6 protein-coding genes and 1 pseudogene are annotated in these 14,266 nt (G+C 63.3%); 4 read left to right on the top strand and 3 right to left on the bottom strand.

The features are described from left to right. Positions 1-215: 215 nt before the first annotated feature. Both R3F00_RS01940 and R3F00_RS01935 read right to left on the bottom strand, forming a co-directional pair. Entirely contained in the window at positions 216-5,180 is a 4,965-nt protein-coding gene (locus R3F00_RS01940) for an MBG domain-containing protein (RefSeq protein ID WP_371280004.1), read from the bottom strand. A 192-nt stretch (positions 5,181-5,372) separates the two neighbouring features. Next, positions 5,373-7,862, bottom strand: a complete 2,490-nt coding sequence (locus R3F00_RS01935) for an alpha/beta hydrolase family protein (RefSeq protein ID WP_371280003.1) — start codon at positions 7,860-7,862, stop codon at positions 5,373-5,375. Positions 7,863-8,012: 150 nt separating this feature from the next. Here R3F00_RS01935 and R3F00_RS01930 point away from each other — a divergent pair, with 150 nt between their 5' ends. From R3F00_RS01930 to R3F00_RS01920, 3 genes and pseudogenes are all read left to right on the top strand, one after another. Continuing rightward, the gene (locus R3F00_RS01930; RefSeq protein ID WP_371280002.1) at positions 8,013-8,399 is read left to right on the top strand and encodes a DUF5329 domain-containing protein; all 387 of its coding nucleotides are present in this window, start codon (positions 8,013-8,015) and stop codon (positions 8,397-8,399) included. Between the two features lie 131 nt (positions 8,400-8,530). Next, positions 8,531-8,725 (top strand): annotated as a pseudogene (locus tag R3F00_RS01925) (hypothetical protein); the annotation flags it as partial. 225 nt (positions 8,726-8,950) lie between these two features. Next, on the top strand, positions 8,951-10,558 hold the full coding sequence (locus tag R3F00_RS01920; protein ID WP_371280001.1) for an EAL domain-containing protein: 1,608 nt from the start codon (positions 8,951-8,953) through the stop codon (positions 10,556-10,558). 23 nt (positions 10,559-10,581) lie between these two features. Here R3F00_RS01920 and R3F00_RS01915 read toward each other — a convergent pair whose 3' ends face one another. Then, positions 10,582-11,280 carry an SDR family oxidoreductase gene (locus R3F00_RS01915; protein ID WP_371280000.1) on the bottom strand — a complete coding sequence of 233 codons (699 nt, stop codon included), beginning with the start codon at positions 11,278-11,280 and terminating at the stop codon, positions 10,582-10,584. Positions 11,281-11,420: 140 nt separating this feature from the next. Between R3F00_RS01915 and R3F00_RS01910 the strand changes: the two genes are divergently transcribed. Then, complete coding sequence (locus tag R3F00_RS01910) at positions 11,421-14,243, top strand: M16 family metallopeptidase (RefSeq protein WP_371279999.1); 2,823 nt, start codon at positions 11,421-11,423, stop codon at positions 14,241-14,243. Positions 14,244-14,266: the final 23 nt, after the last annotated feature.

Genomic DNA, 14,266 nt, shown 5'->3' with positions numbered 1-14,266 from the left:
TCTATGCAAGGGTCGTACCTGAACGAAGCAGCACGGTGGCAATAGTCTTGAAAAGACCTGTCGAGAGGCTTGCGAAGGATAGTTCCCGCAGATGAATCCGTACTCCAGCCGAGGCGGCACGATGACACAGCAAACGTCTACATGTGCCAATCGATGCACAAAAAAGCCGCCGACCCTTGGGCCGGCGGCTGCTCAGTTTGGATGCTTGCCTGGTGCTAGTCCGCGCGTGGCAAGTGGATCGTCAGGCCCGAGGTTGATGCGAGTGCCAGCTGCAGGTCGTCCCTGCCGCCGACCAGCAACAGCTGCCCTTCGGCCAGGCCGATCGCCAGCTGCGCCGTGCCCTCGGCCACGGCCGTCCAGGCACTGACCCGGTCCGGGCCGAGCAGACGCACCAGCAACTGCTGGCTCGTGCGCAGGGCCTGGACTTCGTAGCGGGCCTCGCCGTTGCCGATGCGGGCCAGTTCGACGATCCGGCCCTCACTGGTCCAGGCACCGGCCAGGGCCAGTGTCTTCACCGTGTCGCCCGCCAGCGTGCTGGCCGTGTCCGGATTGACCAGCGAGTCGCCGTCCTCGGCACCGTCACCTCCCGGATCAAAACCGTCGCGGAAGATCACGATCTGGGTCAGGTCCGTGGCGCTGTCGTTGCCGGGATTGCTGTCGCTCGCGGCCGTGACCGTCACTTCGGTCTCGATCAGATCGGTCGGCAGCGAGGCGTTGTCGTCCACCCACGCATTGAACAGGTAGACCACGCCACCACCAGCCGGAATGCCCAGCGCCGCGTCGTTCAGGTTGCCCGTGCCGCTCGGCGTGCACGAGGCACCCGGGCTGACCTGTACGCATTCCCAGCTCGGGCTCGCGTTGAGCAGGGTGATCGGCAGATTGCTGACCACGCTGGCACCGCTGATGTCCGTGTTGCCCGGGTTGTTGACCACGATCGTGTAGGTCAGCAGCTTTCCGTACTGCACAAAGCTGCGGTTGTCGGTGATCGTCACCGCCAGATCCGGCGCATCGGCCTCGATGATCTGCAGCACGCCACTGGCCTGCGGGCCGGTGTAGTTGCCGTCGGTGATCGTCGCGACCACGGCGTACACGCCCACCGCGCTCGGCGCCGTGGCGCTGCCGTTGTAGGTCACGCTGTAGGCCACGCCACTCGGCGTCGAGGACACCGTGGCCGACTTCGGCGTGCCGTCGAAGACCTGGACCAGATTGCTGAGCGCCAGGGTCGCATCGGCCGGCGTGATGCTGGCCGTGTTCGTGCCGCTGGCGGCATAGGTCGTGCCGTTGCAGGTGGCGCTGACCGCGTAGTCACCGACATTCGGGCCGAACACCGGGGTCACCACGCAGGCCGTGCCCGGCTCTTCGGTGATGAACGCCGTCGCCACATGCGTGTTGCCGTCGTAGACAAAACTCAGCTCGTCCCACGTCACCGTGCCGATGATCGGATCGTTGGTCAGGCTGAAGCCGGCATTCGGGCTCAGCACACCACTGGCTGCGCTGACCATGTAGCTGCCGGCCAGATTGTTGGCCGTGGCCGTGCTCGCAAGCACGCCGTTGAAGTCCGTCGTGCCGCTGAGCGTGCCAAGCACGGCCGTGGCTCCGCTGATCGGCGCACTGAAGTCCACCGTCTCGCCCATCACCGCACCGCCCAATGTGTCCACCACGCGCGCTTGCAGCGGGTTCGCAAACGCCGTGTTCACCAGCGTCGACTGGCCGCTGCCGGCGTAGGCCACGATCGCGGTTGGATTATTGGCGGTATCCGGATCGGGGGTGTTGCAGACGTCCGTACCGATCGGCGTCGCCGGCAGCGGGTCGGCCACATGCGCCCCCATCGCATTCAAGCCTGAAATCGTCGCCGCGCTGCCGCCATACCAGTTCGAACCGATGTCGATGCCCTGGGCCAGGTTGTGGCTGATGTTGCTGTTGACGGCCAGCGCATTGTCGAACACGCGGATGCCGGAGAACGGATCCGGGATGCCCGTCGATGTGCTAAAGCCGTTGTTGCCGGAACCGTCCACCGCGTTGCACATCATGACGACATTGCTGCTGCCGCCATACAGGGTCAGGCCGGCGGCATTCGCGTCATTGGAAGTATTGGCGTCGCTGATCTGGTTTCCGATGACTTTGACACTCTGCGAAATCGCGACGTTGATGCCGTTTGCCACCGTGTTGATGATGCGGTTGTCGGTGATGTCGATATCTCTGCTGTTGTTGAGCTGGATGCCACCGAATCCGGAGTTCTCGATGCGGTTGCCATCGATCGTCCCGCCAGTGGCTTTCCAGAGATTGATACCCGATCCGATCGCGGAATCGATGTTGCGGAACAGGTTGTCGCTGACCCTCCAGTTGGTGACCCGACCCGTGACGATATCGCCGTTCGTGTAGAGGGCCGAGCCGCTGTGCACGTCAAGTACACGGTTGTTGACGACTTCGACATCGGTCGAGCCGCCGCCATAGTTGCCACCGGAGACGATCGCGCTGTCATTCACATCCGCAATGGTGAAGCCGTCAAGGCGGACGTTGTCTGCGTTGATGCGTACCGCGCGTCCGATCGGCGGCGTAATTACCGCTTCGCCGGCGCCGGTTCGGCCGACATCATGGCCGGGGACGCCGAGGAACGGCCCGCGCAAGGCGATGCCCTTGTTGATGATGACGTTCTGGCTGAAGCTGCCCGCTTCAACATCGACACTGCCGCCGACCAGGGCATAGCCGATGCCGCTGTTGATTGCGGCATTGGCGACGGTGTAGCTCATCGAACCCGGATCGTTGTAGTAACCGTTCGCGGAACGCACGAAGACATTGTCGACGCCGGTGATTCCATCCGTGAAGGCGACAACGGGAGCCGCGCCAGCCAGGGCCAGCACGTGCGTCACGTTTGTGTAGCTATTGCCTGCACCGATCGTGAGTTTTGCCGAGCCGGCCTGCTGCGTCGTGTCCTCGACATAAAATGCACCCACGGTGATGTCAGAGAAGGCCACATTGCGCACGATCATGTCGTTGACCGGACCGGTGTAGAAGGTCGCGTCGGTAGCCTGCACGCCGGCACCGACGCCGACGACAGTTCCACCGTCGATCAGGCTGGAACTGCTGACCGTGCTGGTGATGTTGTTGAGCAGGTAGCCGACACTGGCGCGGCTGGCAACGACTGCGCTGCCGTCAATCACGTTGTTGCTGACCACGGTGGTCTGGGCGCCGCCCATGGATTCGATCCAGAGGCCCGACCACTCGCCCGTCTCTGCGACATTGTCGACCGCGATGAACTGGTTGTCCGCAATCGTGTAGGTCGTCGCGTTCTGGTAGAACAGGTTGTGGAAGATGCCCGTGCGGGCGGCGTGGATTTCGTTGCCGCTGATCGACGGCGCAAAGCCGAGCGGTGCTGCGCGGTGGTTGTTGTTGGTCTGTACGCCCACGCGCACTTCGCCAAACAGGTTTTCGGTGACCTGGGCGTAGAAATTTTCCTGCAGGATGATGCCGCGACCCCATACCGATGGTCGAGTGATGTTGACGAAGCGGTTGTGACGAATGATATTTCCGCCAACGGCAGCACCGATGGCATAGCCGTCAATGCCTGCATAGACAATGTTGCGGATGACAAGGTTCTGCAGGTCGTTGTCGTTGCCCTGCGCGTAGATGCCCCCTGCAACGTCAGGATCGGCGCCGTTGAATGCGACGCCCGAATTCAGGCCCGGATTGTCGCCATCGATGACCAGGCCATCGAGAACGATGCCACCACCGGACATGTCGACGACCGATGTCTCGTAGGAGCCATAGCCGAGCCCGGCCTGGGCGACCGCAGGAACCACGATCGTCTCGTCGGCATCGGCACTGCTGCGCGTACGTGCATCGACGCCCGCCTGCTCGCCGATCACGCTGACGGATCGGGTAATGACCAGGTTGCCGCCATTGCCGTCGGATTCCGGATACAGGCCCTTCGCCACGTAGATCGTGCCGCCGACCTGAACTTCAGCCAGCGCTGCCGAAATGCTGGCAAACGCATCGACGCCATATGTGGCAGGCACGGCAATACCGCCATTGACCTGCGGATGGGTGAAGCTTTCGGGCTGGCCCGGGATATCGCCAAGGAAGTCATCATCGACATAGACGACGTTCGGGCGCTGGGTGATCGAGGCGTAGGCCTCCAGCGTTTCACCATGACTCTCCACGGCACCTTGTGATCCCGGCGCAGCGCCGATGTAGCCAAGGAATTCCCCGGACGGCTCCTGCAAGCTGGTGATGAAAGCGAAACCGCTCGTGATTTCGCTGGCGTAGGCGGAGGCATTCAGCGCATCCAGTGCCTGCATCGCGAATGCGGTGGTCTGGCTGTCCGCGTTGGTATCGATGGCGCCACCCGCGGCAGCGGTACTGCCGACGAAGCCGCCACCCGGTGCTTGCCAGGCAAGCATCAGGTTGGCGAGCTGCGCGGTGCTGTTGGCCGCCGCCCACTTGCCGCTGGTCGGGTCGAGGTCGATGCCGGTCACGGCAGAGGCCCAGATTGCTCCGGTCAGTCCCACCACGTCATAGGTCGAGTGCGCGGCGTCCGAGGCATTCAGACTGCCGAGAATGGCCTGCATGAAGGCGTCGCGGGCGACCGTCTCACCGGCCAGCTGAGCAGCGATGGCAGCCTTGGACAGGTCCCACGCGGCGAGCTCGGGAATGTTCTGGCTGGTCCTCGAGCCGAGCACGGCATTCGCGTAGCCAGCGGCGTCGAGGTTGGCCGATGCACCGTAGATGCCGGCGGTCAGGCGTGCCCAGAATTCGGTATCGGCAAAGTCTGCGTACTGCGGATCACCCGAATCGATCGAGAGTTGCTCGAGGAACAGCGGATCGTGCGTGGCAAAACGATGCTGGCCGTCGCCGTAGGTCATGCCGGGCACGCAGTCATTGATCTGGCAGGCGCCGTTGGCGGCCGCCGCGGCAAGAAAGGCCGGATTTCCACTGCGCTCCCAGGCTCGCAGCAGGCCGAGCGCGGAGGCGCCCTGGGTATTCGAAGTTGCGGCCTGTCCCGGAGTCCAGGGGAAGGCACCGGCGGTCGGGCCGGTCGTGATCTGCTGGCTGATCAACCAGTTGGCGGCGTTGTCGCTGACCACGTCGGCCTGGGCCGTCGTTGCAAACGCGAGAGTCGCCAGAACAATCGTGGCGAGGCGGAGGCGAAGGGGCCTGAACAAGCGTACGGCTGCGTCCATCGGGACTTTTCTCCATTTCGATTTCGGGGGACGGACGCGGGCGAATACCGCGGCCGGGGCACGGCCGAGCGACATGCAACTGTTGTGCCAAAACAACAGCGCGCCGCATCGAATCTCGCGGCAGAGGCATCGCGTCGGCTGCCGTGATCGCAAGTCCGCGCGGGTCCATGAGCGCAGATCAGCGTGGCGCAGTCATTCCGCGCCGGACTTGAGGTTTTCGCTCAGGAAACCGGCGATGCCGCTCCATAGCGCTTCGAACTCCTGCTCGTCCTCGAAACCATGACCGGCATTTTCGAAAACCAGCCCGACGGGCGGACGCCCGTCCAGATCCAGCAGGCGTTGCAGGCGCAGGGCGTGCTCGAAATCCACGCGTGGATCCTGTTTTCCGTGCACCAGCATGACCGGTACGCGGATGTCGGCGTGCCGATACAGCGGCGAGGTCTCGATCATCTGCTCGAGTTGGGTGTTGGGATCGCCGATGATCGTTTCGAGTCTGATTCGACCCTGCCGGGTGCGCCCGGAGTCGCTGGCGGTGAAGAAAAGCAGACGATCGGTCACGCCTGACACCGAGATCGCGCACCGATACCTGTCCGGATCACGCGCGACCGCGATCAACGCCGAATACCCGCCATAGCTGAATCCGAGCGTGCACATGCGATTGGGATCCAGCGGATACTGCGCCAGCGCCTGCTTCAGCGCCGCATCGATATCGTCTTCGATCAGGCCGCCGAACTGGTGATGACCGGCCTCGCGGAAGGCCCGACCATAGCCGTCGGAGCCGCGATAGTTGACGCGCAGGACGGCATAGCCGAGCGAAGCGAGAAATTGCACTTGGCGATCGAAATGCAAATGGTCGCTGACCCCGACCGGACCGCCGTGTGGCATCACGACCAGGGGTCGGGGCGCAGCACCCGATGGCAAGGTGAGAAAGGCATCGATCTGCAGGCCGTCCGTGCCGCGGACCGTCAGCACCTTCGTTGGCGCGAACGGATACTGCGCCAGCCACGGCATGCTCTCCTCGATCAGTGCTGCCTTGCCGGAACGCGTGTCCAGGTGATGGATTTGCGGTGGGGACCCAGGGCCATCCACGCGCAGGATCAACTGGCTGGAATCCTCGCTCTGGTCGATCACCGAGACACTGCGTCCGGGAAATGCCTTGCCGATCACCTCGGCGCGCTCGCGGTCGTGTCGGTCAAAGTACTCGCTGACCAGTTGGCCACCCTCGTAGTACTGCGCGCCAATCGGATTCAGGCGTGCATCAAACAGCGGCTCGACGATGTCGACCCCCGGCTTGCGGAACAGGGTTCGTGAAATGCGCTGGCTGGCTATGTCAAATTCCACCAGCTCATGCTGCCCGCGATCGAGTTCGCTCAGGCCAATCATCGACTTGCCGTCGGCGGACAAGGCCGAAGGCTGAAATCCGGTGCCGGGAGTCATGCGGAAGAATTCGACGAAACGGTCGCCCTGCCGGTTCATCAGCACACCCGCTCCGTCACGAATCACGACAGCAACACTGAGCTGGCCGCTGCCGTCGGTAAACCACCAACGCTCATCCTTCAATCCGACGTTGATGCGGTCGGCCGGATCGGCGCGAAACTGGCTCAGAGAATCTTGCCTGGACACGTCCAGCTTGTGCACGAGCAGGCGACCGCCGCGGCCGCTCGAAGCGAACAGGATGTAGCGCGGCTCATCCGGAAGCACATCCAGAACCCGTCCCTTGCGCCTGAAATCCAGTTCCGTGTATCGATGCCGGCCACTGGCTTCAGTCGCAACATGAAAGATCGAGACACCGGGCGTTCCGCTCGCGTCAAGAAACGAAAGCAACAGGGTTTCATTGCCCGACCAGTTCAGGGACTCAAATTCGAACTCGCTTGTGGTGAGCGGTTGGCGCTCGCCGGCTTCCAGGTCGACCATGCTGACGACCCACTGGTCGGCGTCCGGCTCCCGGGTCTGCACCGCCAACAGCCGGCCATTCGGGCTGACACTGGTCCGGATCTGGCGTTCGGCCTGCCAGAGCCTGTCGATCGGCAACGGCAACGGACCCGGCTGCGGCGGCGCACGGAAGGCGGCATGCGGTCTTGTCCTGGCTGTCGCCTGCGCACGCAGGCCGCGATAGAACTCGGGAAACGGATCGGTGTAGTGACCCGAATAGACGAACGGATAGCGTGCGTACACGGCGGCGTGCTCCGACTCGATCCAGTCAATGGCAGCCAATCCGTGATTGACCGTATAAATGTGCGCACTGCCGCTGCCGGCCGGATCGAATACCAGTTCACCTGGGTAGGCGACCTGGCCCGCGGGCACCACAAAGTGAAACTCCGGATTGTCCTCGAGCTTGAATGTCTGACCCGCTTGCGTGCGCAGACTGTCCCAGGCATAGCGCCCGGCCGCGACCCTGAACAACTGGAAGCTGCGGCCCGGGCCGGCCCTGCGCAATACAGCCGAGCTGGCGATCGAATGCTGCTTGCGCATGACTACGACATCCAGGGCGACGCTGGAATCGAGCACGACCACGAGCAGTCCTTCGTCGGCTTGGAGTTGAAGCGACTGGCCGGGATCGACCGGGTACATGCCGGCGGCCAGCGCGGCTGGCGATGCCAGCAGGCAGACCACGGCAAGGATCAGACATGCCGCCGAGCCTCGCTCCGACCCAACCCTGATAGCGAATCCTGTTCTGCGCATGCAAACCGCCTGCTCGAACGTTGATGCCAGTGTATGCGATCAACCCTGATGAGCCATGCGTCAGTGGTCACTTGCATGGCAGCTCCACTTGGCATCAACTGTCTTCTCGGATATCGCTTCTGCCAATGATCCGAAGCAAGGCACAATTCCATGAGGCACACCCTGCTGTTCATTTCGCTGGCGCTCCTGGCGAGCTCTGCTCCGGCGAATCCTCTGCCCCCGGCGACGCGAGCCGAAGTCACGGCCCTGCTTGACGCGCTGGCCGGTTCTGACTGCGAGTTCTATCGCAACGGACGCTGGTATGCAGGATCGAAGGCTGCAAGCCACCTGCAGCGCAAACTGGACTATCTCGAACGAAAGGATCTGTTGACCACCGCCGACTCCTTCATTGCGCTGGCCGCAACCAGGAGCAGCATGAGCGGTGAGCCGTACCAGGTGCGCTGTCCCGGAGAGACCCCGGTACCGAGCGCGGAATGGCTGAACACGAAACTGGACCAGATTCGCACGCATCCCGCCGAACCGCCTGATGGTTCGTGACAATGAGCCTTCCTCAACGAGCAAGGGGTGACGTTGCCGGGCTGGCAACTGCGTTCGATGCCTGCGCGATGGCGCATGCAGGATCACCGGCGCCGGAGCTGGGTGGATTCTCGCCCTAGCAGCACGTATTCCTCGGCTGGGCCCAGATCTGGCGTGGCAAGTATCGGGAAAAAGCCTTGCGCAACGGGATCCTGACCAATGTCCATGCGCCGGGCATGTCCCTTGCGCAAACCGTCCGCAAATTTGAAGGCTGGTACGGCGCATTCGATGTTGGCGGGGAACAGGCGCCGTATCTGTCACCGGAAAAGCGCGTGAAAGTCTGGTAGCCGGAGCGGATGCCCGGTCTCGCCGCGGGCATCCGGTCCGGTCGTCTGGCAAGGTTTGCGGAGATCCCGTGTCATGGGCCGCGTCTGTGGCGACAGGCGACTTCCGATGTCAATTCCTGCCGCTGCCGGTCGCGAGCGGGTCGCCAGGCGGGCCGGCGCGCGCGCCAGGAAGGCTGGCCCGCCCCTTGCATTGCACTCTCATCGACCTGAATCGATGAATTCAAGATGAGAATGGACGCAGCCTTCACCGAAGTCGCCGAGGAACCGGTCAACCACCTGCCCCAGGTCCCGGCCAGCAACGATGCGCGCCAGCGCAACGCGCTGTTGCTGTTTCCGCCTGGCGCCCGCTTGCCCGAGGGCTGGCAGGCACCGTGGATACAGGCCGGCTGGAACGTTTCCAATTGCAGCGGTTCGGACCGCATCCCGGCGGCCCTGCATGGCCCCGGTGCGTCGGCGCTGATCGCCTCACCCTGGGCCGAGGTCGGCAAGCCGGCCCTGAGCGGCACGGTGGCGCGCGGCCTGAAGACCCTCGCCCAGTCGACCGGCCCGCTGCTGGATACCAGGCCGGCGAACGCTGTTGCTGCGACTGGCATGTTGCGTCGCTCGGACTTCCTTGCCCTGCTTGCCCAGGTGATCTCGTCACCGCAGGAGGGCTGCAGCGTATTGCTGTCGGTGGCTGTCGATCAGGCCCCCGCCCTGACCGCCTCCCTCAAGCGCACCGGTATCTTCGAGCTCGAGGAAAAGATCTCGCAGCGCCTTTCTTCGGTCATGAAGAAGACCGACGCGATGACAATCTGGCTCGAGTTCGGATTCGGCATTCTCATCCAGCGCACCGACAGCGCAGAAGTTCTCGAGCAGGCGGAGCGCATCTGCTCCAGCATTGCCAGCAAACCCTTTCTTGTCGACGGCGAACCGCGCCTGCTCACCGTTTCCGCAGGCCTCGCCCTGCCGCCGCTGGAAAACAACGGCGACGGCGCGCAACACTGGTTTGCGTCGGCGTTTGCGGCCCAGGGCATGGCCAGCCGGCATGGCGGCAACCGCAGTGAAGGCGTACTCAGCCGCGACTACGAGCCGATGCCCGCCGAACGCGTGCTGATCGTTCGCGAGTGGGTGCAGGAGGCGAAATCCGGCAGCAACATCATGATCGAATTCCAGCCACTGATGCCAATGAATGCCGGCGCCGGTGAGTTGTACTCCGTACACGCCAAGCTGCGCGACTATCGCAACCCGCTCGGTGGCGTGTATCGACGCGAGTACCTGCGCATCGCCCGTGAAGCCGGCGCCATGGTCATGATTGACCGAACCAGCCTGTTCCACGCCTTTGAAGCCCTGCAACAGGAATTTGACCGCGGCCGCGAAACGCGGCTGCTGGTGCCGATCGAACTGGACACGCTGAAAGATCTCCCCTGGCGCTGGTTCGAAGCCGAGTTGAAGCGTCGCCGACATCTCGCAACCCGACTGACTGTCGAGATCGAAGCCAGTCCCGTGCTGATGGACAAGGACAGCATCAAGCGCATCGTGCGCCTGCGTCACTACGGTGTGCGCGTCGGCCTGAGTGATCGGCGCGAGCGACTTGAACAGGTCGAACTCTGGGCCAAGTTGCCGCTGGACACCTTGCGGCTGCAGTACACGGCGGCGCAGGCGCTGACCGACGTGCAGTTCAGTGCCGTCGTACAACCCTGGCGCGTCAAGGGGCGCCACCTGATCATGGATTCGGTCGAGGATGTCGCTGCCGTCTCGCGACTGTCCGCGCTCGGGGTCGATTATCTTCGCGGCAACGCGCTGGCCGAGATTGGCCCGCGTCTGGACTACGATTTCACGACGCTGGCCTGAGCCGCAGCGCTCGAGGCAGCGCCTCACCAGGGCAGCGGATCTCCGCCGTTGCCGAGGAATTGTCCGATTGCCTCGGGATCGAAAACCAGCGCGTCGATGACCTTGAGCATGTTGCTGACCGACTGGCTGACGTCGAGGTCGGCATTTTCGCCACCCATGTCGGTTTTGACCCAACCCGGACTCAATGCCAGAACGGCGATTTCGCGTTCCGCTAGCGCATGTCCGAGCAGGCGCACAGCCATGTTCAGCGCTGCCTTGCTGATGTTGTAGCTCGGCGTTCCGAACCGCTTCGTGCGCTCGATCGAGCCCAGACCCGAACTGATCGCGACCACCCGGGCCTTGTCCGCCAGTTGCGTCGCCAGGGCCTGGGTGAGCAGGAACGGACCTTGCGCATTGGTGGCGAATGCCTGGCTCAGCGCCTTGGCCTCGACCTCGCCAAACGTCTCGCCCGATGTCAGGACACCTGCGTTGTTGATCAGTACATCGATGCGAAGCTCGAGCATGGCGACTTCGCGCGCAAGCTCGGCGATCGAGCGAGGGTCGGCAACCTCAAGCGGCAACACCTTCAGGCGGCCCGGATACTCGCCGCTGAACTGATTGAGCTCCGATGCGCGAGCGGTATGCCGGCAGGCGGCAATCACGCGATCGCCGCGGGCGAGCAGCTGACGGACGAACTCGAGGCCAAGTCCGCGGTTGGCGCCGGTGATCAGATATTGGGCCACGCCTTTCTCCTTTCATTCGGCAATATCGAACTTTTGCCGATGCGCCCGAGTCTACTCCCCCTCGTTACCAACGACCGTTGCGACAGGATGCGCGCGACGCTAGCCTGACCGACGACGCCCGATCCCCGATGGAAATCTTCATGCGCAAGTTTCTCTGCTCTGTATTGCTGCTGTTCGCCCTGGTGGGTCCGGCCCTTGCCGCCACCGACAGCATCGATATTCCGTTCACGCGATTCACCTTGCCGAACGGTTTGACCGTGATCGTGCATGAGGACCACAAGGCGCCCGTGGTTGCCGTCAGCATCTGGTATCACGTGGGCTCGGCGGACGAGCCGGCCGGCAAGACCGGCTTTGCCCATCTGTTCGAACACCTGATGTTCTCGGGCTCGGAGAACCACAAGGGCAGCTATTTCGAACCGTTCGAGCAGGTTGGCGCCACCGACATGAATGGCACGACCTGGTTCGACCGCACCAATTATTTCCAGACGGTTCCGACCACGGCGCTCGACATGGCCTTGTGGATGGAGTCCGATCGCATGGGCCACCTGCTCGGCGCGATCGGCCAGGAAGAACTCGACACCCAGCGTGGCGTCGTGCAGAACGAAAAGCGCCAGGGCGAGAATCGCCCGTACGGGCGCAGCGACGAGAACGTGCAGCTCAACTCGTTCCCGGCCAATCATCCCTACCAGCACAGGACGATCGGCTCGATGGCCGATCTCGATGCCGCATCGCTGGCCGACGTGAAGCAGTGGTTCAACAACTATTACGGTGCGGCCAACACGACAGTCGTTCTTGCCGGCGACATCACTCCGGAAATCGCACGCGAGAAAATGCTCAGGTATTTCGGCGATATACCGGCCGGCCCTCCGGTCCCGCGCCAGCAAGTCTGGATTGCCGAACGCTCGACCTCGACGCGCGGCACGCAAAAGGACCATGTGGCCCAGGTGCGCATCATCCGCTCCTGGAACGTGGCCGAACTCGGGCATGCTGACGGGCCGCTGCTCGATCTTGCCGCGGACGCACTCGGCGGCGGCAAGACATCGCGGCTTTACCAGCGCCTGGTGTACCAGGACAACCTGGTCGACAGCGTATCGGTGTCCTACCAGCCCTTCAGCCTGGCCGGCCAGTTCGAGCTTGCTGCTGACGTCAAGCAGGGGATCGATCCGACTGTCGTCGAGAAAGCCATCGCCGAGGAATGGTCGAAGTTCCTGGCCGAGGGTCCCACCGAAGAGGAGCTGGAACGCTCGCGCATGTCCAGCCGCGCCGGCTTTGTCCGCGGTCTCGAAAGGGTGGGCGGCTTCGGCGGCAAGGCCGCGGTGCTGGCGGGGTCGCAGGTCTATCGCGGCGACCCGGCTGCCTACAAGATCGATCTTCAGCGCATCCAGGACGCCACCCCCGAATCGGTCAAGGCCGCCGCCAACCGCTGGATCGCGCGCGGTGACTACACCCTGACCGTGGTGCCCGCGGTCGAAGGCGAGAGCCTCGCCACCGATGAACCCGAGGGACTGCCCGCGCGCGAGGGCAAGCCTGCGCCGGTGATTCCGGCCAAGGCCGAATTCTCGACCACGAAATCCACGCTTGATCGCAGCACCGGCGTCCCCGAGGTCAGCGAATTTCCGAATCTCGAGTTCCCGACGATACAGCACGGCATGCTCAAGAACGGCATCGAGATCACCCTGGCAGAACGCCACACGATTCCGGTCGTTCAACTGCAACTTCTGTTCAATGCCGGCTATGCCAGCGACCAGGGGCGCACCCTGGGTACGTCTTCCTTCGCAATGGCCATGCTCGATGAAGGCACGCTGGAACTTGATTCCGTCGAGATTGCCCGACGCAGCGAGCGACTCGGCGCCTATATCAACGCGGGCTCCGGGCTCGACAGCTCGGGAGTCAGCCTCAACGCATTGACCTCGCAGCTGCAGGCCTCGCTGGCCCTGTTTTCCGACATCGTGCGAAACCCGGCCTTTCGCGACGCCGATATCGAGCGCATTCGCGGTCAGTGGCTGTCCTCCATAGCCCAGGAAAAAACGCAATCCACCGGCATCGCGCTACGCACCCTGCCGCCCCTGCTGTATGGCGACAAGCACGCCTATGGCATTCCGTTCACCGGCAGCGGCACGGAAGCCTCGATCAAGTCGCTGGACGCCGCAGACCTTCGCGAATTCCATCGCGATTTCATCCGCCCGGACAATGTCCGCATCCTGATCGCCGGCGATACCACCCTGGCCGAGATAACCGCCCAGCTCGACAAGGCCTTCGGTGACTGGGACAGCGCCGAGACACCGGTGCCGAAAAAGAATATCGGCAAGGTCAAGGCGCAGAAGAAGCCGCGCGTCTTTCTCGTTGATCGCCCCGAATCGCCGCAGTCGCTGATCCTGACCGGACTGCTCGCACCCTCGACGCGCGCACCCAACAATCTCGAGATCCAGACCATGAATGGCGCCTTCGGCGGCACCTTCAGCTCACGGCTGAACATGAACCTGCGCGAGGACAAGCGCTGGGCCTATGGCGCATCAAGCTTCCTTCCCGACGCCATCGGCCAGCGGCCATTCATGACCTACGCGTCCGTGCAGACCGACAAGACCGCCGAATCCATTGCCGAAGTGCTCAAGGAAACGCGCCAGATCATCGGCGACAAACCGCTCACCGATGCCGAGATCAGCAAGATCAAGCTCAACAACGTGCGCGAACTGCCGGGCAGTTTCGAAACCACCGGATCGGTCCTTGGCGTACTCGCCCGCAACGCCCTCTACGATCGCCCGGATGACTACATCGAGACACTCAAGTCCCGCATCGAATCCATCAAGGATGCAGACGTCGAAGCCGCGGCACGCGAGATCATCCATCCCCACGCGATCACCTGGGTGATCGTCGGCGACCTCAAGCAGATCGAGAAGCCGATGCGCGCGCTCAAGCTTGGGGAGGTGAAGGTTCTGGATGTGGATGGGAAGGTTGTGCGCTGAGGGCGCGCTTTGGCCTGATTGTG

Origin of the sequence: Dokdonella sp., from assembly GCF_041395345.1 — a bacterium.
Lineage (GTDB): Bacteria > Pseudomonadota > Gammaproteobacteria > Xanthomonadales > Rhodanobacteraceae > Dokdonella.
This window is presented reverse-complemented; position numbering and strand designations above follow the sequence as displayed.